Origin of the sequence: Nocardioides sp. NPDC006303, assembly GCF_040613175.1 — a bacterium.
Lineage (GTDB): Bacteria > Actinomycetota > Actinomycetes > Propionibacteriales > Nocardioidaceae > Nocardioides.
The window spans coordinates 16,573-40,810 of sequence record NZ_JBEXRR010000041.1 but is presented as its reverse complement, the minus strand read 5'-3'; the positions used below and the strand labels follow the sequence as shown (position 1 = coordinate 40,810).

The following is a 24,238-nucleotide window of genomic DNA, read 5'->3' as shown; positions in this document are numbered from 1 at the left end:
CCCCACCGACGAAACAACCTGCGCTCCTGTGACAGCTGGCGTAAGGTCCTGCATTCGTGGACCTCGCAAGCGCTCATGACGGGCTCCGCCCGCTGATGTTCTCGATCGCCTACCGGATGCTCGGCAGCGTCGCCGAGGCGGAGGACATCGTCCAAGAGGCGTTCCTGCGGATGCACCGCAGCACTCAGCAGTCCGAGGGAGAGGTCGACAACCTCGATGCGTACGCCACCACCGTCACCACCCGGATCGCCATCGACACCCTGCGCTCGGCCCGCCACCGCCGTGAGCAGTACGTCGGCCCGTGGCTGCCCGAGCCGATCCTGGTCTCCGACGAGGACCCCAGCCACCGCCTGGAGCTCGACGAGACCGTCAGCACGGCGTTCCTGGTCCTGCTGGAGTCGCTCACCCCGGTCGAGCGCGCGGTGTTCGTGCTGCGTGAGGTGCTGGGCTACGACTACGAGGACATCGCCCCCGTCGTCGACAAGAGCGCGACCAACTGCCGCCAGATCTTCACCCGTGCCCGCAAGCGGATCGCCGACGGCACGCCGCGGTTCGAGCCGTCACGCGAGCGCCGCGACCAGCTCGCCTCGCAGTTCGTCGCCGCCCTGTCCGCGAGCGACATCGCCGGCTTGGAGCGGCTGCTCGCCGACGACGTCGTGTTCGTCGCCGATGGCGGCGGCCGGGCCCCCGCCATCCAGAAGCCGATGCTCGGCGCCGTCGCCGTGGCCCGCTTCCTGCTCGGGCTCATGCGTCAGGGCGAGCGCTTCGGCGTACGTCTGGAGCTCTCCCACGCCAACGGTCAGCCGGCGATGCTCACCCGCGGTGCCGACGGCGCCCTGCTGGGCGTCATCGCCCTCGACGTCGACGGCGGCCGGATCGTACGCATGCACAACGTCCTCAACCCCGACAAGCTCGGCCACCTGGGCGAGGTCGGCGACCTCTTCGCCCTGCTGGCCGAGCGCTAACCGTCCAGGAACGTACGCAGCGACTGGTCGACGAGCGGCCGCCCCAGCGTTCCCTCCGCCAGCGCATCGCGCAGCGCGGTGACCGAGTCGAGATCGGCGACGAGCGTCACCAGCTCGTCGACCTCCTCGCCGATCTCGGCGGGTGTGGTGGCGGCGACCGGCCGGTCGAGCAGCAGCGGGCAGTCGACCGGACCGCCCTCCGGCTCCGGGTGGCCGAGGGCGGCGACCCAGCAGCCGATCTCGTAGCGCAGCGGCGCGCTCGGGCCGGCACCCTGGGCGCGCAGGTCGACGTACCAGACGATGTCGTCGCTCTTGGGGTCACCGAGCCGGTGATGGCCCTTGCGAAGCGGCATGCCGCCCGCCTTGAACGCCTTGGTCGCCGCTGTCCGGGCTGCCTTCTGATCCATCGCTGAGGTCACGACCCTAGAAGTCGAGGTCGGTCTCGGAGAGCTGACCGCCTCCGGCGACGATGAACTCCTTGCGCGGAGCGACCTCGGATCCCATCAGCAGGTCGAAGACCGCCGCGGCCTCGTCGGCATCGTCCAGCGTCAGCCGGCGAAGTGTCCGGTGGCGCGGGTCCATGGTGGTCTCGGCCAGCTGGTCGGCGTCCATCTCACCCAGACCCTTGTAGCGCTGCACCGGGTCCTTCCAGGTGACGTTCTTCTTCTTCAGCTCGGCGAGCTTCCGCTGCAGCTCCGGGTCGGAGTAGGTGTAGATGTACTTGTCCATCCCCTTCTTGGGGTTGGAGATCTCGATCCGGTGCAGCGGCGGGACCGCGGTGTAGACCTTGCCGGCGGCGATCAGCTCGGGCATGTACTTGAAGAACAGCGTCGCCAGCAGCGTACGGATGTGGGCGCCGTCGGAGTCGGCGTCGGCCATGAAGATGATCTTGCCGTAGCGCGCCGCGTCCAGGTCGAAGCCGCGACCGGTGCCGGTCCCGACCACCTGGATGATCGAGGAGCACTCGGTGTTCTTCAGCATGTCGCCGACCGAGGCCTTCTGGACGTTGAGGATCTTGCCGCGGATCGGCAGCAGCGCCTGGAACTCCGAGTTGCGGGCCACCTTCGCGGTGCCGAGCGCGGAGTCACCCTCGACGATGAACAGCTCGGCCCGGTCGTCGGTGGTGCGGCAGTCGGCCAGCTTGGAGGGCAGCGCGGAGGACTCGAGCGCGTTCTTGCGCCGCTGGTTCTCCTTCTGCTGACGCAGCGAGAGCCGGGTCTTGGAGGCGGCGTACACCTTCTCCATCACCAGCTTGGCCTGCTGCTTCTGCGCCCCGCGCGACTCGGTGAGGAACGTCTTCATCTCCGCGGCGACGACCTTGCGCACCACGCTGCGGGCGGCCGGGGTGCCGAGGATCTCCTTGGTCTGGCCCTCGAACTGCGGCTCGGCCAGGCGCACCGTCACCACCGAGGTCAGCCCCTCGAGGATGTCCTCCTTGACGATGTCCTTGTCGTTGACCTTGAGCACCTTGGAGGCGCGCATGGCGTCGTTGAACGTCTTGGTCAGCGCGTTCTCGAAGCCGCTGACGTGGGTGCCGCCCTTCGGGGTGGCGATCACGTTGACGAAGGAGCGGATCTCGGTGTCGTAGCCGCTGCCCCACCGCACCGCGATGTCGACGCCGAGCTCACGCTCGACGTCCTGCGGCGTCATATGTCCGGCATCGTCGAGCATCGGCACGGTCTCGGTGAAGGTGTCCGAACCCTGCAGGCGAAGTACGCCGCTGACCGGCTCGTCCTTGGCCAGGAAGTCGACGAACTCGGCGATGCCGCCGTCATGGCGGAACTTCTCCTCGACCGGGTCTGCTCCGGACTGGTCCCGGATGACCAGCTCGAGCCCGGGAACGATGAAGCTCGTCTGCCGGGCCCGACCGAGCAGTCCCTCGAGCTCGAAGCGGGCGTCCTTGGTGAAGATCTGCCGGTCGGGCCAGAACCTGACCCTGGTGCCGGTCTTGCCCTTGGCGACCCGCTTGCCCTTGCGGGTCAGGCCGCTCTGCGGCGTGAAGGCCGCCGTCGGGCCGTCACCGTCGAACACACCGGGCACACCACGGCGGAACGACATCCCCTGCTGGGCCGGCGAGCGGTCCACGTCGATGTCCATACGGCTGGAGAGCGCGTTGACGACCGAGAGGCCGACGCCGTGCAGACCGCCGGTCGCGTTGTAGGAGCCGCCACCGAACTTGCCGCCCGCGTGCAGCTTGGTCGCGACCACCTCGACGCCCGGCAGCCCGGTGCGGGGCTCCTTGTCGGTCGGGATGCCGCGGCCGTCGTCGTAGACCTCCACCGAGCCGTCTGGGTGCATCGTCACCTCGACGTGGCCGGCGACTCCGGCCAGCGCCTCGTCGACGCCGTTGTCGATGATCTCCCACAGGCAGTGCATGAGGCCGCGGGTATCGGTCGAGCCGATGTACATACCGGGACGCTTGCGCACCGCCTCCAAGCCCTCGAGGACGAGGAGGTGCGCGGCGTTGTAGGTGTTGTCAGAGATGATCGGCTCCTGCGTAACTGCGTTGTTCCCGGGGTACTGCGTGGGGGTGTTTCTTGGATGAAATCTACCGTGCGACACGCCCGGGTCTCACGCAGGCACGCGGCAACCCGCCCACGCGCCATCGGGCGGCACACGTACGTCGTGATCGGTCCGTTACGTGGAACTTGTGGGTTTCGATGCACGAAATGGTCGGTCGACAGGTAAGAATGTCTGTCACGGACAGCGATGTCCCGCGGGGTAGGTCCGACCCGGATCCCCAACCCGGAGCGACAACTGCAAGGATTAGAGCTGCGACCGAGGTAAGAGTCCAGGCTAGGGAATCTTCCAAGACTCACGTACGTTATCCCGGCGCAATCATGATTCAGAAATGAGGCCGATGTGACCACTGCCGTTGCCACCAGCTCGCCGCTCACGTCCGAGGACCGTTGCGACCGGTGCGGAGCGCAGGCCTACGTACGCGCGGAGCTCCACTCCGGCGGCGAACTGCTGTTCTGCGCCCACCACGCCCGCGAGCACGGTGAGAAGCTCAAGGAGATCGCGAGCTCGATCACCGACGAGACCCACAAGCTCACCGAGAAGAACTGACCCCACCCACCGACTCCCCGAAGGCCCGGACCACGACGGTCCGGGCCTTCGGCGTCTGCGGGGTGCCACGGGGCTAGGGTTCGCTCCGTGAGTCTCGTCGAAGTTCTCGTCGCGCTGGTCATCGCCTTCGGCATCGCCGGCATCATCGTCCCTGTCCTCCCCGGCGGAGCGCTGCTCGTCGCCGCCGCGATCCTCGGCTGGGCCATCTGGCTGGGAGAGTCCACCGGGTGGGTGATCTTCGGCATCTCCGCCGCCTTCATCGCCATCGGACTGATCACCAAGTACGCCATCCCCGGCAAGCGCCTCAAGGACTCCGGGATGCCGCTGTCCACCCAGATCGCCGGCGCGACCCTGGCCATCGTCGGCTTCTTCGTGATCCCCGTCGTCGGTCTCTTCGTCGGCTTCCCCCTCGGCGTCTTCCTCGCCGAGCTCCGTCGCCACGGCGGTGACCCGGGTGAAGCCTGGGCCTCCACCTGGACCGCCCTCAAGGCGATGGGCCTGTTCATCCTGATCGACGCCACCGCCTCCACCCTCGCCACCATCACCTGGGTCGTGGGGCTCGTCATCACGCCGTAGCCGCGCGCAGCAATACCCGGTTAACCGGGTATTCCTGCACTTCTCAGGTGTTGCAATGCCCGAGAAGTGCAGGAAACACCTGAGAAGTCCGACCCCTGGGCCGCTCCGGCCTGCACCTCTCCAGGTCGCTATAGTTGAGTTACTTAGTTTTCTAAGTCGACTCTGATGATCACATCCCTGGAGGCCCTCCGTGTCCATGCTCGAGGTCAGCGACGTACGCCTCGGCTATCTCGTCGACGGCGAGCCACACCTCGCCGTGGGCGGGGTCTCGTTCTCCGTCCCGCGTGGGTCAACGACGATGCTGCTCGGTCCGTCGGGCTGCGGGAAGTCGACCATCCTGAAGGCCGCGGCCGGGTTCCTTCGCCCCTGGTCGGGCACGATCACCGTCTCCGGCCGCACCTCGGTCGCCATGCCCGGGCCCGACCGGGCGGTCGTCTTCCAGGAGTTCGACCAACTCTTCCCGTGGCGGACCGTACGGGGCAACCTGGAGTTCCCGCTGCGCGCCAACGGACGCACCCGCGAGCAGGCCCGGGAGCGGGCCGACCGCTGGCTGACCACCATGGGGCTCGACCAGGCCGGGGCGCGCTATCCGCACCAGCTCTCGGGCGGCATGAAGCAGCGGGTCGCGATCGCCCGCGCGCTGGCGCTCGAACCCGACGTACTCCTGATGGACGAGCCGTTCGGCGCCCTCGACGCCCAGACCCGTGATCGCCTCCAGCGCGAGCTCAAAGAGGTCGCCGGCGAGACCGGCATCACCGTCCTCTTCGTCACCCACAGCATCGCCGAGGCGGTCTACGTCGGCGACCAGGTCGTCGTCCTCTCGACACCCCCGTCACACGTCGTGGACACCCTCGACGTACGCGGCCTCGACGACCCCACCGATCCGGCCTTCGTCGCCGCCCAGACCCGCCTGCGTTCCCTGCTCGCCGGCAACGGAACCGACGGGTCGCGCGAGAGCGAGGCGGCGGCATGACCCAGACCGCTCCCCCACCCACAGCTTCACAAACGGCTGCCGACCTCCCCGGTGACCTGCCCAGGAGACTGCCCCGCTGGGGCGACATCCCCACCGCCGTACGCCGCGGGCTCCTGCTCCTCGCTCTGCTGCTCGCCTGGGACCTCGGTGTCCGGTTCGGCGGAGTCAGCCCGCTCGTGCTCGTCGGGCCGCTCGACGTCGCACAGGCGATGGTCGAGGGCGTACGCAGCGGAGCACTGGTCGACTCGACCTTGCTGACCCTGCGCATCCTCGGCCAGGCGCTTGTCATCGGAATCGTGGCCGCCGCCGTGCTGACCACGCTCGCCACCTGGACGAAGATCGGCGAGGACCTGCTGGTCCTGCTCACCTCGATGCTCAACCCGCTCCCAGCGGTCGCGATCCTGCCGCTGGCGATGCTGTGGTTCGGCATCAACACCACGGCCCTGATTGTGGTGATCGCCAACGCGGTGATCTGGCCGATCGCGATCAACGTCAGCCAGGGCTTCCGCACCGCCAACCCCACGGTGGTCGCGGTCGGGCGCAACATCGGGCTGCGCGGCGTACGCCTGGTCTGGTACGTCCTCGTCCCCGCCGCCCTCCCCCACACCGTCTCCGGCCTGAAGAGCGCCTGGGCCTTCGGCTGGCGCACCATCATCGCCGCCGAGCTGGTCTTCGGCGTCGCCGGTGAGGGCGGCGGCCTGGGCTACTTCATCAACAACGCCAAGACCTACCTGCACATCGCCGACGCCTTCGCCGGTCTGGTCACCATCGCGCTGATCGGGATCCTCTTCGACCTCGTCTTCAGCTGGCTCGAGCGCCGCACCGTCGTGCGCTGGGGCATGAAGACCGCCTGACACTCTCCGCCAACCCCACGTCAAGGAGCTCCACCATGTCCTATCGAGGTTCCCGTCGAGGTTCTCGTCGAGGCGTACGCAGCCTGGCCGCAGTCTTCGCCGCCACCCTGCTCACCGGCGTACTCACCGCCTGCGGGGCCGGCGCGGACGACGGACCGGCCGACACGATCACGATCGGCTACCAGCCCGGCCTCGGCTACGCGACCCTGCTCGTCATCAAGGAGCAGAAGACCCTCGAGAAGGCGCTGCCCGACACCGAGATCAAGTGGCAGGAGCTCGACTCCGGTGGGGCGCTGCGCGACGCGGTCATCGCCGGCGACGTCCAGGTCGCCTCGATGGGCGCCTCGCCGTTCCTGGTCGGCGTCGATGCCGGCGTCGGCTGGAAGACGGTCGCCGCGATGAACCAGATGAACCTCCAGCTCATGGTGACCGACCCCACGATCAAGTCGCTGAAGGACCTGCCGAAGGACGCCAAGATCGCCATGCCGGCGCCCGACTCGATCCAGTCGCTGCCGCTGCGCAAGGCCGCCGGCGAGCAGCTCGGCGACCCGCACGCTCTCGACAAGAACATCGTCGGCATGGGCCACCCCGACGGCCTCCAGGCACTCGTCTCCGGCCAGATCGCCGGTCACCTCACCGCCCCGCCGTTCGTCGCCCAGGAGGCTGAGGCGGGCGCCCACCCGATCCTGAAGAGCTACGACCTCTTCGGTCGCACCACCTTCAACGCGATCTACGCCAAGCCCGACTTCCTCGACGCAAACCCCGACTTCACCAAGGCCTTCTACGCGGCCCTGAAGGAGTCCAACGCCCTGCTGAGCGACGACCCGGCCCAGGCCGCCGAGCTCCTCTCCGCCGAGTCCGAGGGCGAACTCACCGCTGCCGAGGTCAAGACCCAGATCACCGATCCCGACGTCACCTGGTCCCTGACCCCCACCGGCTTCGGGGAGTTCGCCGAGTTCATGGAGTCGGTCGAGATGATCAAGAAGGCGCCGGCCTCAGAGGACATCTACGTCGACAACGAGTTCAACACTGACGCCAGCTGACCCCTCCCCGCCGAATCGGCCGCATCTTCTGCGGTCTCGGCTGGGGTCGGTCAGCCGTTGGTGACCGTCACGTCGTCGGCCATGACGTACGCGATCCGGTGGTTGAACCAGATCTGGTAGTAGGTCGTGCCGCCGGTGATCACGATGCAGTCGGGCACGCCGTCGACGGTGGCGCAGTTGAAGTTGACCGCCTTGTAGTAGTCGGGCGGCACCGTCTCGTCGGCCAGGACGTACTTCTGACCTGCGGGGATGGTGTACTGCAGCGGCGCGATCGTACGCGGCGTGACGCCGTCGGGGTAGTCGCTGGCCTTCGTCGGATAGGCGGTGCCGTAGATCTTCGCGGTGGTGCCGGCCTTCGGGGTGACGACCTTGCCGTCGGAGGGCAGGAGTACGTCGCGGGGGTTCTGGATCCAGCCCTGCTCGCCGCCGAACCAAATTCCCCACCACGTCGAGCGAGTCCGGTCGTTGACGACGACCTTCTGTCCGGCCGCCAGGCGCGGGCCCCAGTTGGAGACCTTGGCGGAGCCGCCGACGACGGTGTCCGGCAGCAGCGGCGCGTCGGTGGAGGGCTCGGCGTAGACGTTGACGAAGTTGGTGCCCTGGTCGCTCGGGCACGGGACGCCCGCCTCGGTGCAGCCGGTCATCACGTTGCCGGTGTTCGTCTCGAAGTCGGGGTTGACCGTCCAGATCTCGCTGCGCGACTTCCGGTCGGCCTTGATCGGCGACCGCAGCAGGTCGAAGTAGTGGCTCCAGTCCCAGTAGGGGCCCGGGTCCCAGTGCATCCCGGCGACGTTGGCCGGCGCGACGCCCTGGACCTGGTCGTGGCCGATGATGTGGGCCCGGTCCAGCGGGATCCCGTAGCTCTGGGCCAGGTAGCCGACCAGGGTGGCCGAGGTCTGATACATCGCTTCCGTGTACCAGGCTCCGTTGGCGGCGTAACCCTCGTGCTCCAGCCCGATCGAGTGGCTGTTGACGTACCAGTTGCCGGCGTGCCAGCCGACGTCCTTGCCGGGGATGTGGTGAGCGACGTGGCCGTCGACCGAACGCAGCGTGTAGTGCCAGCCGAGGTAGGTCGGGTCCTGGACCAGCCTCACAGTGCCGTCGTACGAGGTCTCGGTGTCGTGGATGACGATGTAGTCGACCGAACCCTCTTCGGGCCGGCTGCCGAGGTCGTGGTTGCCGTAGTCGCCGATCGTGTCGCCGGTCTGCTCGTAGGGTGCCGGCAGCGACTCGCAGCCGAGCACTGCTGGACACTCCACCGCGTCCCCGGTCGCGGGCTCGGCGAGGTCGAGCCGACCGATCGCCTCCTCGCTGGCGGTGACCGGCTTCGCGGCCAAAGTGACCTGGTGGCCGTCGTTGGTCGTACGCGACTCCCCTGCGCTCAGCGTCGCGAACACCTGCCGGGCGAACTTGAGTGCGGTCGCCTCGTCGGCGGCCCCGCTGTAGCGGCCGACTGCCGCGCTCCAGTCCGACAGGCTCTCGGCCCCGCCCGCAGCCTCCTGGTAGTCGGCGAGCACGGCGGCGCCACCGCAGATGTTGGCGACCGCGTCCTCGCGCAGGTCGGCGACCGGGATCCCCGTGATGTCGTTGGCCGTACGCAGCGTCTCGACCTCACCCAGCCTGACCGCCTCCTCGCGCTGGCGCGTGGTGCGGGCCTGGTTGGAGCCGTCGCCCTTGCCGAGCGGGTCGGGATGGGCCTCGGTGTCCTTCGCCAGGGCCGGCAGGTCGGTCAGGTGCATCGGTCCGTAGCCGCCCGATGTGCTCGGTGCCTCCCCGTGGGCATCCCAGCGCGACTCCATGTAGGAGACCGCGAGCAGCACCTCGTCCGGCACCCCGCTGGTCTCGGCCGCTCGCTCGAAGACGGCCTGACGGTCGGTGGTGCCCTCCAGGCAGGCGTTCCAGTCGGGCTCGGCGGCCGAGGCCACCGCGGTGATCGGCACCGCGACGAGCAGGCCGCCGAGCAGGGCTCCGGCCGCGGCCAGAGCCGGCCGGTGTGGACGTGAGAGACGCATAGGCACGAGAAGACCTCCCGGGACGCGGACAAACCGACCCGTGCAACCTAGCCGAATCCGCAGTTGTGGCGGGCGAGTCTGCGGAAATGGCGAACGCCCTCCCAGAAGTCCGGGAAGGCGTTCGAGGTGATCTTAGCCAGATTCAGTCGAGATAGTCGCGCAGAACCTGCGATCGGGACGGGTGTCGCAGCTTCGACATCGTCTTGGACTCGATCTGGCGGATGCGCTCGCGGGTGACCCCGTAGACCTTGCCGATCTCGTCTAAAGTCTTCGGCTGACCGTCGGTCAGGCCGAAGCGCATGCTCACGACGCCGGCCTCGCGCTCGGAGAGCGTGTCGAGCACCGCGTGCAGCTGCTCCTGGAGGAGCGTGAAGGAGACCGCGTCGGCCGGGACGATCGCCTCGGAGTCCTCGATCAGGTCGCCGAACTCGGAGTCGCCGTCCTCACCCAGCGGGGTGTGGAGCGAGATCGGCTCGCGGCCGTACTTCTGGACCTCGATGACCTTCTCCGGGGTCATGTCGAGCTCCTTGGCCAGCTCCTCCGGGGTGGGCTCGCGGCCCAGGTCCTGGAGCATCTGGCGCTGGACGCGCGCGAGCTTGTTGATGACCTCGACCATGTGCACCGGGATACGGATGGTGCGGGCCTGGTCGGCCATGGCGCGGGTGATCGCCTGACGGATCCACCAGGTGGCGTACGTCGAGAACTTGTAGCCCTTGGTGTAGTCGAACTTCTCGACCGCACGGATCAGACCCAGGTTGCCCTCCTGGATCAGGTCCAGGAAGAGCATGCCGCGGCCGGTGTAGCGCTTCGCCAGCGACACGACGAGACGGAGGTTGGCCTCGAGGAGGTGGTTCTTGGCGCGCTTGCCGTCCTCGGCGATCCACTCGAGCTCGTCGAGGATCTTCGGGGTGATCTTGCCGCCCTTGCCGAGCTTCTCCTCCGCGAAGAGGCCGGCCTCGATCCGCTTGGCGAGCTCGACCTCCATCTCGGCGTTGAGCAGCGGGACCTTGCCGATCTGCTTGAGGTAGTCCTTGACCGGGTCGGCGGTCGCACCGGCGACCATGACGGTCTGCTCGGGCTCGTCGGTGTCGTCGGAGGTCGAGACCACGAAGCTCTGCTTCGAGGCCTCCTTCTCGTCCTCCTTGATCGTGGGATCGGCGGCGACATCCTTCTCGAACTGCTCGTCGGGAATGTCGGGCAGGACCTTCTTGCCGTCGGGACCGAGCGGGACGACCGGGGTCTCCTCGTCGGTGTCGTTGTCCGAGTCGTCGACCTCGATGTCGTCGACGTCGACCTCGACGTCCTCGAGGACGATCTCCTCGCCGTCCTCGTCGATCTCGGTCGTCTTCTTCGGCTCGGGCTCATCGGCCTTCTTCGCCGCGACCTCGGTGGCCGGCTTCGCGGGCGCAGCCGCCGCCTTCTTGGCGGCCGCCTTCTTCGCCGGCGCCTTGGCCGTGGTCGTCTTGCGGGTCGAGGTAGTCGCCGCCGCGGCACGGCCGGTGACGGCGGTGCCGAGGTCCACCGAGATGCCGAGCGTGCTCAGGTGACCGAGCAGTGCCTTGAGGTGCCTGGGCTCGACCGCGGCATCCTCGCTGGCCTGGCGGACCTGGTCGGGACTGACCCGTCCGGTTGGCTTGGCCTGGTCGATCAGCGCCTTCACGGCAGGGTGGGCGAGTACCTCAGCGGGTATCTTGCGCGCGTTCGAGGACACGAACACCTCTCCGTCGAACTTGGTCGAGACTTATCAAAAACTGAGTTTGGGCGCGGCAGGGCCCGGGGTCGTCAAGAGCCGCAGATTCATTCTGCCACGATGGTGGTGAACATTCCCCATCCGGGGCATCATGTCCCCCAGCAACTCATCCGGCTGCTTTGGCTGCGGCTTTCTTCTGCTGTTTGTAGTCACGTACCTTCTGCAACGACGCAACGTCGACGACGTCAGCCACAGAACGGTAACCATCGAGTGCGTAGTCACCGACGGCCTCCTGCCAGCCATCGGGCCGCACTCCCAGCTGCTTGGCCAGCAGCGAGACGAAGATCTGCGCCTTCTGCTTCCCGAAGCCCGGGAGTGCCTGGATCCGCTTGAGCAGGTCCTTACCGCTGGTGGCCTCGGTCCACAGTCGGGTGACGTCGCCGCCGTACTCGTTGGTGACGATGGTCGCGATCCCCTGCACCTTCGCCGACATCGAGCCGGGGAACCGGTGGATCGCCGGCGGCGTCGAGGCGATCGTCTTGAACTCCTCGGGGTCCATCTCGGCGATCTTGGCGGGATCCAGATGGCCGAGGCGGGTCACCAGCTTGTGACCGCCCTTGAACGCATCCTCCATCCGATACTGCTGATCCAGGGCCATACCCAGCAGCAGCGCGAACGGATCCTCGGAGAGCAGCTTGTCGGCGGCCTCGTCGCCGGTGATGTGGAGAGAAGGCATAAGAGACATCCTGCCTCATCCTGGAAAGCAACACGCGGTCGAAGCCGAAGGCCGCCGCCAGGAAGGCGTACGGTTTCGTGCAGTCGGCGCAACGGGCGCGAGTCCGCCCGGGTCCAGGAGGGACGTTTCGATGGCGACCGTGCTGTTCTGTCCGGTGACCTTCAACCTCGCCGAGACCACGCGGATGATCCAGGTCGCTCGAGCGTTGAGTCCGGGCCACCGTGCCGTGTTCCTGGGCTATGAAGACGACTACGTCGACCTCATCCGCGATTCCGGCTTCGAATACATCTCACAGACTCCTGCGTTCACGCGTCAGGAACGCGAGCAGCTGATCGCGTTCGATCAGGGCAAGACGTTGAAGAACCCCTTCACCGAGCGGGTTGTCGCCGACCGCGTCTCGATCGAGCGGCAGGTCATCCGTGAGCAGAGCGCTTCGGCCGTCGCGACCGGATCGAACCTGACGTCCTACATCTCCGCTCGTGCCGAAGGCGTGCCGCTCTACTATCCGGTCCCGTTCGCACTGACCGAGCCGCAGGTGCGTCAGGCACGACACCTGTTCCTCGTGGGAGGAAGGGGACGCGTCGGGCGATTCGCGGATCGATTGGCCACGGCCGCGTTTCGCTGGATCTACACCAGGGCCCCGCTCGCCCCGCGCTCGTTCACGACCGTAGCGGTCGCGAACGGCGTGCCTCCGATGCGGACCATCTCCTCGCTCCTCACCGCTGATCGCAACTTGATCACCGAGATGCCGTGGGAACTCGACGGCTTCACGCTGCCGGAAGGCTTCGATCGAGTCGGGCCGATCTTCGCCCACATCGAGGCGCCGATGCCGTCGATCGTCGAGGAACTGGCGGCCGCATCCCGGCCACTGGTCTACCTCGGCCTGGGATCCTCGGCGAACCGTCGGCTCGCCGTCGCTGCCGCCCACGCACTCGGCACGCTTCCCGTGAACGTGATCGCCCCGATCTCCCACTACCTGGACGCTGGCGAGACCCTGCCCCCGAATGTCCACGTGACCGGACTGCTGCCCGCGCACCGGCTCGGCGGCTTGGTCGACGCGGCTGTGCTGCATGGCGGACAAGGCACGATCCAGACGGCTTGCGCCACCGGTATCCCTTTCGTCGGAATGGGGTTGCAGCCGGAGCAGACCTGGCACGTGCGTATGTGCGAGCAGCGCGGAAACGCGATCGCGGTATCGCCGAAGCGTGTCGGGTCACCCGAGTTCGTCGCAGCCGTACGTCGCATTCTCGCCGATCCCGGCATCCGCGCCGCCGCCTCGGAGGTGCAGCGGGCGTACGCCGGAGCGGATGGTGCCGCAGCGTCCGCCCGCATCATCGAAGCGGGGCTATGAGCCGGCTGGCGAACCCAATGACGTCACGCCGCGCCTGCGGTCTGGGCCCTGTGGAAAGACGGTCGCGGGAATCCGGCTTCCGTTGCACGCTAGGCCCATGGCCACCATGCCCACTCTGTCCGAGACGTCCGTCGAAGGGCTGCACGAGCCGCTCTCGCCAGTGCTCGAGAAGCGGTTGCGACGTGCTGTGCTCGACCACACCGCCACCGAGCACCGGCGCTCGTTCCTGGCGCTCGTCCACCTCGGCATCCCGGGCGGCAAGGAGGTCGCCCACGCGCATCGCGAGGACGAGCCCACCGACCATTGGCTGCGCACCGACATCATCCACAGCATGCGCAGCCGGGTCGGCGTGCCGGACCCGATCGTGTGGCTGACTCGCGCCGGAAACCTCGGGATCGAGGACGTCGACCTCCGCTGGCTCGCCGCCGCCCGGGCTGCGTTCCGGGAGATCGGGACACCCCTGACGTACGTCGTGGTGACCCGCAATGCGTGGGTCGACCCGCGCTCGGGGCTCAGTCGCCGGTGGAAGCGGCTGCGCTACCGCAACGACTAGGCCGGACGGTCCGACCGGAGCGCCTCCTCCCAGGCCGTCGGAGGGACGGCACCCTCGAGCATCTGCGCGACCAGCAACCCGAGACCGTGGTGACGCTCGCTCGCGAAGCACCTGTCGAGGGCGCACCAGGCGAGCGCGCCGTCGCCGCCCAGCCAGGCGGCGAAGGCCAGCACGGCGGCCGGGTGGGCGACGTGGTCGTCGGGGCTGCGGCGTACGACATCGGTCCACAGACGCACGTGGGCCCTGGCCTCCTCCCGGGTCATCCCGCCCCAGGCGGCGTCGCGCCGCTGCGGATCGCGCAGCGCGAGCAGCAGGGAGGCGATCTGGGCGGCCGTCAGCATCGTCCCGGCGACCGCATCGTCGACCAGCCGGCCGACCTCGTAGATCTTCATCGACGACGCCTGCTCCAGCGCCACCTCGGTCTCGGCGACGGCCTCGGGCACCGCGGCGATCGAGGCGGCCAGCTCGATGCGCGAGCGGCGCACCAGATGGCCGTCGTAGACCGCCTGGACGCGGAACGGATGCGCCCCGACATCGAAGGGCACGCCGTCCTCGGAAACGCCGTGGAACCCGAGCGGGTCGAACCATCGGCCGTCCTGCACCCGCAGGCACCCGATCAGGTCGATCTCGCACTCGGCGAGCCTCTCGGCGAGACGGCGGGCGAGCTTGACGCCGAAGCGCGAGCCACTGTCGTAGAGGACGAGCAGGACGCCGCGCACCTGATGTCGGACGGCGGGCAGCAGCAGGCTGTCCAGGCAGTCCTCGACCTCGTCCGGCGGAGGTAGGTCGATCCTGCCGTGGACCTGATGCTCACCGCCGAAGGTCAGCATGACGATCGACTTCTCGGGCTGGAAGCCGAGCAGGACGGGGACTGCCGCCAAGACGTCCTCGGGACGGGCGATGGAGAGTTTCGTGGTCATGCGGCCCACACTCGCCGCGACCCACCGACAGTTTCGCCGCCAATAATCGTGCCTGTGGACAACCGCCTCCCCAACTGCACCTGTGGACGGTGAACGGCCCGCCTCAGACTGTCCCGCTGCCAGATAGGTTGCCACCATGAGAGCGCACGCGTCGGTGATGCACCTCGACCTGGATGCGTTCTTCGCCTCGGTCGAGCAGCGCGACAAGCCCTCCCTCCGCGGCAAGCCGGTGGTCGTGGGGGGAATCGGCGGACGCGGCGTGGTCAGCACCGCCTCCTACGAGGCCAGGACCTTCGGGGTCCGCTCGGCGATGTCGACCCGCGAGGCCCGCGCGCTGTGCGGGCACGCCGCCTTCCTCTACCCGCGCTTCCATGCCTATAAGAAGGTCAGCGAGCAGGTCTTCGGGATCCTGCGCGAACTCTCCCCGCTGGTCGAGCCGCTCTCTCTCGACGAGGCCTTCGTCGACCTCGCCGCTGCCGACCTCCCCGACCTCGAGGTCGACACCGTCACGGCGACCGCCTCGAGGATCCGCGAGGAGGTCGCCGAGGTCACCGGCGGGCTGAGCGCCAGCGTCGGCCTGGCCAGCTCGAAGTTCATCGCGAAGATCGCCAGCGACCTCGACAAGCCCGACGGCCTGGTCGTGGTGCCGCCCGGCACCGAGCTCGACCTGCTCCGTCCGATGAACGTCAAGGTGATCCCCGGCGTCGGTCCTGCCACCTCCGAGCGCCTGCGCCGCGCGGGCATCCACACGGTGGCCGATCTGGAGCAGGTCAGCGTCGAGGAGCTCGTACGCCTCGTGGGCAAGTCCCACGGCACCAACCTCTACAAGCTGGCCAGGGCCCAGGACGACCGCCGCGTCGAGCCCGAGCGCGAGACGAAGTCCGTCAGCGTGGAGGGCACCTACGACACCGACCTGACCGACCGGCCGCTCATGGAGCAGATCCTCACCCGGCAGGCCGGGGAGGTCGCCGCCAGGCTGAAGAAGAACGGTCTCTCCGGCCGCACGATCACGATCAAGGTCAGGCTCTACGACTTCACCACGATCAATCGCTCGACGACCCTGCCCGCCCCGACCGACCAGGCCGGCGCGATCGCCCGCCTGGCCAGGACCCTGCTCGGCGAGCTCTTCACCGCGGGCGAGACGGCTGGCGGCGTACGCCTTCTCGGGGTCGGCGTCTCCGGGCTCGCCGACTGGATCCAGGAGGATCTCTTCGGCGACGAAACCGACGAGGACGCCGAGCCCGACCTCCCCCTGCCCGAGCCGGTGCGGCGGCCGACCTGGGCGGCCGGGATGGACGTCGTCCACGCCGAGATGGGCCGCGGCTGGGTCTGGGGCTCGGGCCGCGGCGTCGTGACCGTGCGCTTCGAGACCGCCGAGACTCCCGCCGGTCCGGTGAGGTCGTACGCCGTCGACGACCCCGACCTGCAACCGTTCAGCGAGTCCTGACGCCCGCTCCCCCGGCTCGATCTCGCCGTCGCGGCGAGCGGGTGCAGTATCGCGCCAGACGACCAAGGTGTGCGATAGCGCGATGCGATGGACCGGGCGCGCCGGTCCCGTGGTCGAGGCAGCGAGGGTGGCGGAGATAGGGTCTCGTTCATGTCTGCCGCCCTCTCCTCGACGCCCTGGCCGATCGCTCCCAAGAAGCCCTCGTCCAAGCAGTTCCACGGCCTGACCCGGACCGATGACTACGAGTGGCTTCGGGAGAAGGAGAACCCTGAGGTCATCGCCTACATCGAGGCCGAGAACGCCTACACCAAGGAGCAGACCGACCACCTCGCCGACCTGCGCACGCAGATCTTCGAGGAGATCAAGGCGCGCACCCTCGAGACCGATCTGAGCGTCCCGACGCGTTCGCGCGGCTACTGGTACTACGGCCGCAGCTTCGAGGGGAAGCAGTACGGGGCGAGCTGCCGGGTGAAGGCCACCGACCCCGACGACTGGACCCCGCCGACCCCGGCCGACGTCACCCACGACCAGCCCGCGCTCCCCGGCGAGGAGGTGCTGCTCGACCTCGACGCGCTCGCCGAGGGCCACGACTTCTTCAGCCTCGGCGGCTCCAGCGTGAGCCCGTCGACCACCCTGCTCGCCTACGCGACCGACGTCGCCGGCGACGAGCGCTACACCGTACGCGTCAAGGACCTCACCACCGGCGAGCTGCTCGACGACGAGCTCACCAACGTCCACGGCGGCGCCACCTGGGACCGCGACTCCTCGGCTCTCTACTACACGACCGCCGACGAGTCCTGGCGTGCCGACAAGATCTGGTGCCACCGCCTCGGCACCAGCCAGGACGAGGACGTGCTGGTCTTCCACGAGACCGACGACCGGTTCTGGGTCGGTGTGGGACGCACCAAGTCCGACCGGTTCATGTTCATCGGCACCGCCGCGAAGGTCACCGCCGAATACCGCTTCCTCGACCTCGACGACCCCGACGCCGGCTGGCAGGTCTTCGCCGCCCGCGAGGAGGGCGTCGAATACTCCATCGAGCACGCCGCCATCGCCGGCGAGGACGTCTTCCTGGTCACCCACAACGCCTCGGGCCCCGACTTCGAGATCGCCACCGCGCCGATCGCCCCGACCCCGCGGACCGAGTGGCAGCCGCTCGTCCCCCACACCCAGGGCGTACGCCTGGAGGACGTCGACGCCTTCGCCGGCCACCTGGTCGTGCACCAGCGCAGCGAGGGCCTGACCCAGCTCCGCATCCTGGAGCTCGGTGAGAACGGTGTCGCCGACGACTACCTGGTGAAGTTCGACGACGAGCTCTACACGATCGGCTCCGGCTCCAACCCCACCTTCGAGAGCCCGATCGTGCGGCTCGGCTACACCACGATGCGCACCCCCGCCTCGGTCTACGACTACGACGTACGCAGCCGCGAGCTGACCCTGCTCAAGCAGGCCCCGGTGCTCGGCGGCTACGACCGCGACGACTACGAGGAGCACCGGCTCTGGGCGACGGCCGAGGACGGCGTACGGGTGCCGATCTCGATCGTGGCGAAGAAGGGGCTCCACGAGACCGGGCCGATCCCGGTGCTGCTCTACGCCTACGGCTCCTACGAAGCCAGCATGGACCCCTACTTCTCCATCGCCCGACTGAGCCTGCTGGACCGCGGGATCGGCTTCGCGATCGCCCACATCCGCGGCGGCGGCGAGATGGGCCGGGCCTGGTACGACGACGGGAAGATGCTCAAGAAGCAGAACACCTTCTCCGACTACATCGCCTGCGCACGCCACCTCGCCGAGTCCGGCTGGTCGACGCCCAGCCAGATCATCGCCGAGGGCGGCAGCGCCGGCGGCCTGCTGATGGGTGCGGTCGCCAACCAGGCGCCCGACGCCGTGGGCGCGATCGTGGCCGCGGTGCCGTTCGTGGACGCGCTGACGACGATGCTCGACGCGACGCTGCCGCTGACCGTCACCGAGTACGACGAGTGGGGCAACCCGGAGGCCGACAGGGAGACGTACGACTACATGTCCTCCTACGACCCCTACACGAACGTCACCCGGCAGCACTACCCGCCGATCCTGGCCGAGACCAGCATCAACGACACCCGCGTGCTCTACGTCGAGCCCGCGAAATGGGCCGCGAAGCTGCGCGCGACGGCAGAGAATCCTGGTGACGTACTGCTGAAGACGGAGATGGCGGCCGGACACGGCGGAGTCTCGGGGCGCTACAAGGCGTGGGAGGACCGGGCGTTCAGCCTTGCCTGGATGATCGACCAGGTGACCTCTTCGTAGGGCATATCTGCGGGGATCTCGGGGTACTCCATGAGAAACCCCTGAGATTCACCTCACGATGCAACTTATCGCCCGCGGCGTACGTCGAACCGGACAAGAGATCGAAAACGGATTCGATGACAAGGCGCTCTACCAGGGAACACCTGGGAGGGGCGAAGCGTTGAAACCACCGTGAGGCCACAAACCTCACCGTGAGGAGGTTCCCATGGCGACACGCACCGCCACTGCCACCCGAGAGATCGAGGGCCGTGACAGCGTCGGGCTGTATCTCGACGAGATCGCCCGCAACGAGCTCCTGGATGCTGCCAAAGAGGTTGAGCTGTCCAAGGCGATCGAGGCTGGCCTGATGGCCGAGCATCTGCTGGCCGAGGGCCGCGTCGGCCGCAAGAAAGCACCCGGTGGAGCCACCCGAGCCGAGTTGGAGTGGCTGGCCGAGGAAGGCCACCGCGCCACCCGTCAGTTCATCAACGCCAACCTGCGACTGGTGGTGTCGATCGCGCGGAAGTACGGCCGCGCGCAGATGCCGATGCTCGACCTGATCCAGGAAGGAAATACCGGCCTGATCCGGGCCGTTGAGAAGTTCGACTACACCAAGGGCTACAAGTTCTCGACGTACGCGACGTGGTGGGTGCGCCAGGCGATCACCCGCGGCATCGCCCAGCAGGCGCGGGTGGTCCGGCTCCCGGTCCACGTCGTGGAGGAGCTCAACCAGGTCGGCGGCGCCCGCCGCACCCTGGAGCGTCAGCTCGGCCGTGACCCGGAGCCGGAGGAGATCGCCACCGAGCTCGGAATGGACATCGACCGCGTCCTCGACCTGCTCTCCTGGGGTCGTGACCACGTCTCGCTCGACACGCCGATCGACGAGGACGGCGACACCTCGCTGGGTGACCTGATGGCTCAGGAGTCCTCGCCGTCGCCCGACATGGACGTCATCGACGTCGAGTCGCGCGAGCGGCTCAACTCGCTGGTCGGCCAGCTCGACGAGCGTTCCGCCGACATCGTCCGCTCCCGCTACGGGCTCACGGACGGCCGTCAGCACAAGCTCGCCGACATCGGCGTCAAGCACGGCATCTCCGCCGAGCGCGTACGCCAGCTCGAGCGCGAGGCCCTGCAGAAGCTGCGCCGCTTCGCAGACCCCGACCTGGCGGCGTAGCCACCCAGCCGAGGCGTCACTTCCGCAGGCCGAGGCGTCACTTAAACAGATCGAGTTGGCACTACGGTGCCAACTCGATCTGCGTATGTGACGCTTCGCCCGACGCGGGTGACGTCTCGGCGGTCAGTAGCCGCCGGGCGGCGGGGCCATCTCCAGACGTACGCCGATGAGGCGGACCGGGCGGTCCTTCTCGACCCGCTCCAGGAGCGCCTCGGCCTCGTCGGCGAGGCGGTCGGGGTCGAGGGTGGGCTCGGGGAGCTTGTGGCCGCGAGTGACGGTGAAGAACGGCTTGAGCCGCACCTTGATCTCGACCCTGATCACCGGGCGGCCCTCCTTCAACACATCCACGAGGCACTCACCGCACAGGCGGCGGGTCGCGGCGACGATGTCGGGCCACTCGACGAGGTCCTGCTGGAGGGTCTCCTCGTGGCCGTGGCCGCGCGCGACCCACGGCGAGGGGTCCACGGGGCTGGTGTCGGCGCCACGGCCCAGACGGCGCAGCCAGGGGCCGGTCGTGGGGCCGATCTCGGCGGCCAGACGCTCCGCCGAGGCCGCTCCCAGGTCGGCGACCGTCTCGATCCCGAGCCCGGCGAGCCGCTTCGCGGTCTTCGCCCCGATCCCCCACAGCGCGTCGGTCGGACGGTGGCCCATCTCGGCGTCCCAGGTCTCGTGGGTGATCCGGTAGACGCCGGTCCCCCGCAACTGCCCGCCCGGCCCGGGCTCGTGGCCGCCCGCGCCGGCCTCGCGCGCGAGGGCACCATCGACCCGCTGCTTGGCGAACCCCGTGGCGAGCTTCGCCTGCAGTTTGTTGTCGCCGACACCGACGCCGCTGCGCAGCCGGGTGCGTTCGAGCACGAGATCGCGTACGTCCTGGGCGAAGGCCGCCGGATCGCCGAGGTCTCCGTGGCCGGGGCCGGGCCCGAGGAACGCCTCGTCCCAGCCGAGGACCTCGACCAGGACGGGTACGCCGCCCCACTCCAGCGATCGCAGCGTGTCCATGACGCCCGCGGAGGCCTCGTCGTACGCCACGTGGTCGACCGGGAGCAGCACCGCATCGGGACACTTCCGCACCGCCAGCCGAAGCGGCATCCCCGAACCCACCCCGTGCGCCCGAGCCTCATAGGAGGCAGTCGAGACCACCGCCCGCTCGGTCGGGTCCCCGCGACCACCCACGATCACCGGCTGACCGGCCAGCTCGGGCCGGCGCAACACCTCCACCGCCGCGATGAACTGGTCCAGGTCGACGTGCAGCACCACCGTCATGCGTCGATGGTGCCACGAACAGCCGCAGCGAAGGGTCAGCCTTGCGAGGCAGCCTCGGAGAGAGCCGCCGAGGCCCGCTCCGCCTGCTGGCGTACGTCACCGGGAACCGGCACCGCGCCGGCGGTGCGCTGCTGCCACAGCTGCATGGCGACGACCTTCGCGGCAGCGTCCTCGACAAGAGAGCGCTCGAGGCGGCCGGAGCGCAGCGCCTTGACGACGCTGCGGTGGGCGGCCTTGGAGTTGGCCGGCATCAGCAGGAGGTCGGCGCCGGCCTCGAGGGCGGCCACCGAGGGCTTCTTGGTGGTGGTCGTGACCGCGCCCATGCCCAACGAGTCGGTGACGGCGATGCCCTCGAAGCCGAGGTCGTCGCGGAGCAGGTCGTAGATGGGAGCCGCCATGCTCGCCGGCTTCCCGGGGGCCACGGCCTTGACGTCGACGTGGCTGATCATGACGGCCGGCGCACCGGCGTCCACCGCGGCGTCGAACGGCACCAGATCGCGGCGCTTGAGCTTCTTCTTCCCGAAAGCGAGCTCCTGGAGCCCGAGGTGGGTGTCACCGGTGACCGCGCCGTGGCCCGGGAAGTGCTTGGTGGTGGAGACCAGACCGGCGGCGTTGTAGCCCTGCACGGCGGCGGAGACCGCCGTCGCGGCGATCTTCGGGTCCTCGCTCGGGGATCGCGAGCCGATCGTCGGATCGGCCGCGCCGACGGTCACGTCGGCGACTGGCGCGAACGCCCAGGTGAAGCCCAGATCGCGCAGCTCGAGCGCCGTCGTCCGCGCCGCCTCGGTCGTCACCGCGACTCCCTTGCCCGGCTTCGCCTCGATGGCATCCCCGGTGCGCTCGAACTCGGGGAACTCGGTGGCCACGCCGCGCAGGTGGGAGACGACGCCACCCTCCTGGTCGACGCCGATCACCGCGGGGAACGAGCGGCCATCAGCGGCCACCGCACGGGAGACCGCGGCGGTCGTCTCGCGCACCTGGGCCTCGTCGACGACGTTCTCGCCGGTCACGCTCACACCGGCGAGGTGGAGCTTGCGCACCATCTTGGCGGCCTTGGCCGGGTCGGTGCCGTGGTAGCGGCCGACGATCACCTGTCCGGCGAGCTGCTTCTCGTCCCAGCCCGACACCAGCTCCCGGGCGGTCGCCAGCTCTCCGCGCGTGGGGCCCCAGGCGAGCGGCGTGGTGTCCTTCTTGGGGTCGGTCTTCGTGGTGGCATTGGCCGGCCTGTTCGGCTCGTCCTCGACCCTCGTCGGCATTCCGACGGTCACCGCCGCCGCGCCCGCGCCGGCCGCCAGGGCCAGCACGGCACCCGCGATCACCGGTCGCAGCCAACGCCTCGGCCGACGCTGCTGATCCTCTGAATCGGTGTGCTTGCCCCCAGTCACGCGGCCGAGTATGTCAGCAACCCCCACTCATTAACACGTTCCGGCGAGGGCGTCGTAGATCTCCCGGACCCGCTTTCGCAGGTCGTCGAGGGTGCCGGTGTTGTCGATGACGTACGTCGCCGCGGCGAGTCGATCCTCGCGACTGGCCTGCGCAGCGATGCGAGCGCGGGCGTCGATCTCGGTCATCCCACGCGCGATCGCCCGCTCGACCTGGGTCTCGACCGGTACGTCGACGACGATCACCTCGTCGAAGAACGGCGCATAGCCCACCTCGACCAGCAGCGGGATGTCGTTGACGACCAGCTTCCCGGCCGTCCGCCCGGCCTCCTCGAGCTCCGCGGAACGTGCGCCGACCAACGGGTGCACGATCGCGTTGAGCCGCTCACGGGCGCCCTGGTCGGCGAAGACGATCTCCCCCACCTTGGCCCGGTCGAGCGCACCGGACTCGGTCAGTACCGACGGTCCGAACTCCGCCACGACCCGGGCGAGCCCGGCTGTGCCCGGCTCGACGACCTCCCGAGCGATCTTGTCCGAGTCCACGATCACCGCCCCGAACCCGGCCAGCAGCTCCGACACCGTGCTCTTCCCCGAGGCGATCCCGCCGGTGAGTCCTACGCGCATGGCCCCAACCTAATGGGGCCGCTGCCGGCGCCTCACTCCGCCTAGGCCGGCATGGCCGAGTCGAGGGTGTCGCTGCAGGCGAACCGGCGCCGGTAGGCCTGCGGGGAGAGCCCTCGCACGCGCGTGAAGTGGTGACGCAGCGCCGCGGCGTTGCCGAAGCCGACCTCGCCCGCGATCCACTCCACCGAACGGTCGGTGCGCTCCAGCAGCTCCTCCGCCCGGCGCACCCGCTGGGCGGTGATCCAGGCATAGGGCGTCGCCCCGGTCTCGGCGCGGAACCTGCGGGCGAACGTACGCGGCGACATCAGCACTCGATGGGCGAGCGAGTCCACGTCGAGGTCTTCGTGGAGGTTCTCCACGATCCAGGCCAGCAGCGGACCGAGCGTCTCGGCGTCGACCTCGGGCACGGGGTGGGAGATGAACTGCGCCTGCCCACCGTCGCGCTGGGGCGGCACCACCATGCGCCGGGCCACGGCTGAGGCGACCGCTGCGCCGTACTCCTGGCGCCAGATGTGCAGGCACGCGTCCAGTCCGGCGGCAGTGCCGGCGCTGGTGATGATCTGCCCGGTGTCGACGTAGAGCACCTCGGGCACCACCTTCGCCTCGGGGAACCGCTCCGCGAGCTCGTCGGTGTACTTCCAGTGGGTGGTGCACTCACGCCCGTCGAGCAGACCCGCCGCACCCAGTGCGAACGCCCCGCCGCAGACGGTCAGGATTCGGGCGCCACGGTGATAGGCGCGCAGCAGCGTCTCGGCCACCTGCGGCGGCACCGGGTCGCCCCTGCGCATCGCTGGCACACACACCAGGTCGGCCTCGTCAGCCCGCTCCAGGCCGTAGGTGGCCTCGATCCCGAAGCCCAGGTTCGTACGCACCAGGCCGGGCTCGAGCGAGCAGACGCCGAAATCCAGCAACGGCACCCCGTCGTCGCGCCGGTCGAGCCCGAACGCCTCGCACACGACTCCGAACTCGAAGGGGGCGACACCGTCCCAGATCACCGCAGCTACGTTCCTAAGCACCTTAGAAGGGTGCCAGTTGGCAGGAAATCGCGCAACTTAGGCATTTCTGCCAATGTGGCAGGAATACCTGGTAGCGAAGAATTACTGCCATGAACACAGCAATCCTCGTCCTCATCGTCCTGCTCGCCGTCGCCGCCTACGCAACCATCTCGGCCGTACGCCACGACCGCCCCAAGGCCGCCCCGCGGTCCCACGCCTCCGACCCCGACTTCCTCCCCGCAGTCCGCTGGCACTGAGAGACGGGCACCCGAATGAGTGCACCTGAAGATGCCGAAGACCCGGCCCCACGACGGGGACCGGGTCTTCGGCGTTTCAGCTCAGCGTT

22 protein-coding genes are annotated in these 24,238 nt (G+C 68.8%); 12 read left to right on the top strand and 10 right to left on the bottom strand.

The features are described 5' to 3' along the window. Nucleotides 1-56 precede the first annotated feature (56 nt). Nucleotides 57-965 carry an RNA polymerase sigma-70 factor gene (locus ABZY89_RS23985; protein WP_355231243.1) on the top strand — a complete coding sequence of 303 codons (909 nt, stop codon included), beginning with the start codon at nucleotides 57-59 and terminating at the stop codon, nucleotides 963-965. Here the strand turns inward: ABZY89_RS23985 and ABZY89_RS23980 are convergent. Next, nucleotides 962-1,372: a hypothetical protein gene (locus ABZY89_RS23980; RefSeq protein WP_355231241.1), complete on the bottom strand. Its 411-nt coding sequence runs from the start codon at nucleotides 1,370-1,372 to the stop codon at nucleotides 962-964. The genes ABZY89_RS23985 and ABZY89_RS23980 overlap by 4 nt on opposite strands. A 16-nt stretch (nucleotides 1,373-1,388) precedes the next feature. Beyond that, nucleotides 1,389-3,374, bottom strand: coding sequence for a DNA topoisomerase IV subunit B (locus ABZY89_RS23975; RefSeq protein ID WP_355231239.1), 1,986 nt, complete (start codon nucleotides 3,372-3,374; stop codon nucleotides 1,389-1,391). 453 nt (nucleotides 3,375-3,827) lie between these two features. Between ABZY89_RS23975 and ABZY89_RS23970 the strand changes: the two genes are divergently transcribed. The 5 genes from ABZY89_RS23970 (at nucleotide 3,828) to ABZY89_RS23950 (ending at nucleotide 7,480) form a co-directional block, all read left to right on the top strand. Continuing rightward, nucleotides 3,828-4,034, top strand: a complete 207-nt coding sequence (locus ABZY89_RS23970) for a hypothetical protein (RefSeq protein WP_040756289.1) — start codon at nucleotides 3,828-3,830, stop codon at nucleotides 4,032-4,034. A gap of 87 nt (nucleotides 4,035-4,121) precedes the next feature. Beyond that, the gene (locus ABZY89_RS23965) at nucleotides 4,122-4,610 is read left to right on the top strand and encodes a DUF456 domain-containing protein (protein WP_355231238.1); all 489 of its coding nucleotides are present in this window, start codon (nucleotides 4,122-4,124) and stop codon (nucleotides 4,608-4,610) included. 196 nt (nucleotides 4,611-4,806) lie between these two features. Continuing rightward, nucleotides 4,807-5,583 (top strand): ABC transporter ATP-binding protein, encoded by a 777-nt coding sequence (locus ABZY89_RS23960; RefSeq protein WP_355231274.1) that lies wholly within the window; start codon nucleotides 4,807-4,809, stop codon nucleotides 5,581-5,583. Beyond that, nucleotides 5,580-6,437: an ABC transporter permease gene (locus tag ABZY89_RS23955; protein WP_355231237.1), complete on the top strand. Its 858-nt coding sequence runs from the start codon at nucleotides 5,580-5,582 to the stop codon at nucleotides 6,435-6,437. Before ABZY89_RS23960 ends, ABZY89_RS23955 begins: the two co-directional genes overlap by 4 nt. A 35-nt stretch (nucleotides 6,438-6,472) precedes the next feature. Next, complete coding sequence (locus ABZY89_RS23950; RefSeq protein WP_355231235.1) at nucleotides 6,473-7,480, top strand: ABC transporter substrate-binding protein; 1,008 nt, start codon at nucleotides 6,473-6,475, stop codon at nucleotides 7,478-7,480. A gap of 50 nt (nucleotides 7,481-7,530) precedes the next feature. Here the strand turns inward: ABZY89_RS23950 and ABZY89_RS23945 are convergent, their stop codons facing one another. The 3 genes from ABZY89_RS23945 to ABZY89_RS23935 all read right to left on the bottom strand — a co-directional run bounded on the left by ABZY89_RS23945 (nucleotide 7,531) and on the right by ABZY89_RS23935 (nucleotide 11,927). Continuing rightward, entirely contained in the window at nucleotides 7,531-9,492 is a 1,962-nt protein-coding gene (locus ABZY89_RS23945; protein ID WP_355231233.1) for a peptidoglycan recognition family protein, read from the bottom strand. A gap of 142 nt (nucleotides 9,493-9,634) precedes the next feature. Then, nucleotides 9,635-11,209, bottom strand: a complete 1,575-nt coding sequence (locus ABZY89_RS23940) for an RNA polymerase sigma factor (protein WP_355231231.1) — start codon at nucleotides 11,207-11,209, stop codon at nucleotides 9,635-9,637. 139 nt (nucleotides 11,210-11,348) lie between these two features. Further along, on the bottom strand, nucleotides 11,349-11,927 hold the full coding sequence (locus ABZY89_RS23935; RefSeq protein ID WP_355231229.1) for an HhH-GPD-type base excision DNA repair protein: 579 nt from the start codon (nucleotides 11,925-11,927) through the stop codon (nucleotides 11,349-11,351). 121 nt (nucleotides 11,928-12,048) lie between these two features. On the opposite strand from ABZY89_RS23935, the gene ABZY89_RS23930 reads away from it, so the two are divergent. Both ABZY89_RS23930 and ABZY89_RS23925 read left to right on the top strand, forming a co-directional pair. Then, complete coding sequence (locus tag ABZY89_RS23930; protein ID WP_355231227.1) at nucleotides 12,049-13,269, top strand: nucleotide disphospho-sugar-binding domain-containing protein; 1,221 nt, start codon at nucleotides 12,049-12,051, stop codon at nucleotides 13,267-13,269. 97 nt (nucleotides 13,270-13,366) lie between these two features. Then, nucleotides 13,367-13,822 (top strand): hypothetical protein, encoded by a 456-nt coding sequence (locus ABZY89_RS23925; protein ID WP_355231226.1) that lies wholly within the window; start codon nucleotides 13,367-13,369, stop codon nucleotides 13,820-13,822. Here the strand turns inward: ABZY89_RS23925 and ABZY89_RS23920 are convergent. After that, nucleotides 13,819-14,742 carry a DUF4192 domain-containing protein gene (locus tag ABZY89_RS23920; protein ID WP_355231224.1) on the bottom strand — a complete coding sequence of 308 codons (924 nt, stop codon included), beginning with the start codon at nucleotides 14,740-14,742 and terminating at the stop codon, nucleotides 13,819-13,821. The two genes, ABZY89_RS23925 and ABZY89_RS23920, sit on opposite strands and share 4 nt — an antisense overlap. Before the next feature lie 136 nt (nucleotides 14,743-14,878). Between ABZY89_RS23920 and ABZY89_RS23915 the strand changes: the two genes are divergently transcribed. The 3 genes from ABZY89_RS23915 (at nucleotide 14,879) to ABZY89_RS23905 (ending at nucleotide 19,628) form a co-directional block, all read left to right on the top strand. Beyond that, a complete protein-coding gene (locus ABZY89_RS23915; RefSeq protein WP_355231222.1) occupies nucleotides 14,879-16,189 on the top strand; it encodes a DNA polymerase IV in 1,311 nt (436 codons plus the stop codon). A gap of 150 nt (nucleotides 16,190-16,339) precedes the next feature. Further along, entirely contained in the window at nucleotides 16,340-18,475 is a 2,136-nt protein-coding gene (locus tag ABZY89_RS23910; protein ID WP_355231220.1) for a S9 family peptidase, read from the top strand. Between the two features lie 205 nt (nucleotides 18,476-18,680). Then, nucleotides 18,681-19,628, top strand: coding sequence for a sigma-70 family RNA polymerase sigma factor (locus ABZY89_RS23905; protein ID WP_091046570.1), 948 nt, complete (start codon nucleotides 18,681-18,683; stop codon nucleotides 19,626-19,628). A 123-nt stretch (nucleotides 19,629-19,751) separates the two neighbouring features. Here the strand turns inward: ABZY89_RS23905 and ABZY89_RS23900 are convergent, their stop codons facing one another. Genes ABZY89_RS23900 through ABZY89_RS23885 form a run of 4 tightly spaced genes read right to left on the bottom strand, consistent with a single transcriptional unit; the run spans nucleotide 19,752 to nucleotide 23,913 of the window. Then, the gene (locus ABZY89_RS23900; protein WP_355231217.1) at nucleotides 19,752-20,891 is read right to left on the bottom strand and encodes a DNA polymerase IV; all 1,140 of its coding nucleotides are present in this window, start codon (nucleotides 20,889-20,891) and stop codon (nucleotides 19,752-19,754) included. Nucleotides 20,892-20,926: 35 nt separating this feature from the next. Next, nucleotides 20,927-22,276, bottom strand: a complete 1,350-nt coding sequence (locus ABZY89_RS23895) for a glycoside hydrolase family 3 N-terminal domain-containing protein (protein WP_355231215.1) — start codon at nucleotides 22,274-22,276, stop codon at nucleotides 20,927-20,929. Between the two features lie 30 nt (nucleotides 22,277-22,306). Next, the gene (gene coaE / locus ABZY89_RS23890; protein WP_355231213.1) at nucleotides 22,307-22,897 is read right to left on the bottom strand and encodes a dephospho-CoA kinase; all 591 of its coding nucleotides are present in this window, start codon (nucleotides 22,895-22,897) and stop codon (nucleotides 22,307-22,309) included. A 41-nt stretch (nucleotides 22,898-22,938) separates the two neighbouring features. Further along, the gene (locus ABZY89_RS23885; protein ID WP_355231211.1) at nucleotides 22,939-23,913 is read right to left on the bottom strand and encodes a helix-turn-helix domain-containing protein; all 975 of its coding nucleotides are present in this window, start codon (nucleotides 23,911-23,913) and stop codon (nucleotides 22,939-22,941) included. A gap of 89 nt (nucleotides 23,914-24,002) precedes the next feature. Here ABZY89_RS23885 and ABZY89_RS23880 point away from each other — a divergent pair, with 89 nt between their 5' ends. Next, nucleotides 24,003-24,149 carry a hypothetical protein gene (locus tag ABZY89_RS23880; protein ID WP_355231209.1) on the top strand — a complete coding sequence of 49 codons (147 nt, stop codon included), beginning with the start codon at nucleotides 24,003-24,005 and terminating at the stop codon, nucleotides 24,147-24,149. Nucleotides 24,150-24,238: the final 89 nt, after the last annotated feature.

Bases quoted from the DNA above. Each gene is read 5' to 3' on its own strand.
- ABZY89_RS23980 (WP_355231241.1), bottom strand. From the start codon at position 1,372: ATGGATCAGAAGGCAGCCCGGACAGCGGCGACCAAGGCGTTCAAGGCG.
- ABZY89_RS23975 (WP_355231239.1), bottom strand. From the start codon at position 3,374: ATGTACATCGGCTCGACCGATACCCGCGGCCTCATGCACTGCCTGTGG.
- ABZY89_RS23960 (WP_355231274.1), top strand. From the start codon at position 4,807: ATGCTCGAGGTCAGCGACGTACGCCTCGGCTATCTCGTCGACGGCGAG.
- ABZY89_RS23955 (WP_355231237.1), top strand. From the start codon at position 5,580: ATGACCCAGACCGCTCCCCCACCCACAGCTTCACAAACGGCTGCCGAC.
- ABZY89_RS23950 (WP_355231235.1), top strand. From the start codon at position 6,473: ATGTCCTATCGAGGTTCCCGTCGAGGTTCTCGTCGAGGCGTACGCAGC.
- ABZY89_RS23945 (WP_355231233.1), bottom strand. From the start codon at position 9,492: ATGCGTCTCTCACGTCCACACCGGCCGGCTCTGGCCGCGGCCGGAGCC.
- ABZY89_RS23935 (WP_355231229.1), bottom strand. From the start codon at position 11,927: ATGTCTCTTATGCCTTCTCTCCACATCACCGGCGACGAGGCCGCCGAC.
- ABZY89_RS23930 (WP_355231227.1), top strand. From the start codon at position 12,049: ATGGCGACCGTGCTGTTCTGTCCGGTGACCTTCAACCTCGCCGAGACC.
- ABZY89_RS23925 (WP_355231226.1), top strand. From the start codon at position 13,367: ATGGCCACCATGCCCACTCTGTCCGAGACGTCCGTCGAAGGGCTGCAC.
- ABZY89_RS23920 (WP_355231224.1), bottom strand. From the start codon at position 14,742: ATGACCACGAAACTCTCCATCGCCCGTCCCGAGGACGTCTTGGCGGCA.
- ABZY89_RS23915 (WP_355231222.1), top strand. From the start codon at position 14,879: ATGAGAGCGCACGCGTCGGTGATGCACCTCGACCTGGATGCGTTCTTC.
- ABZY89_RS23910 (WP_355231220.1), top strand. From the start codon at position 16,340: ATGTCTGCCGCCCTCTCCTCGACGCCCTGGCCGATCGCTCCCAAGAAG.
- ABZY89_RS23905 (WP_091046570.1), top strand. From the start codon at position 18,681: ATGGCGACACGCACCGCCACTGCCACCCGAGAGATCGAGGGCCGTGAC.
- ABZY89_RS23900 (WP_355231217.1), bottom strand. From the start codon at position 20,891: ATGACGGTGGTGCTGCACGTCGACCTGGACCAGTTCATCGCGGCGGTG.
- coaE (WP_355231213.1), bottom strand. From the start codon at position 22,897: ATGCGCGTAGGACTCACCGGCGGGATCGCCTCGGGGAAGAGCACGGTG.
- ABZY89_RS23880 (WP_355231209.1), top strand. From the start codon at position 24,003: ATGAACACAGCAATCCTCGTCCTCATCGTCCTGCTCGCCGTCGCCGCC.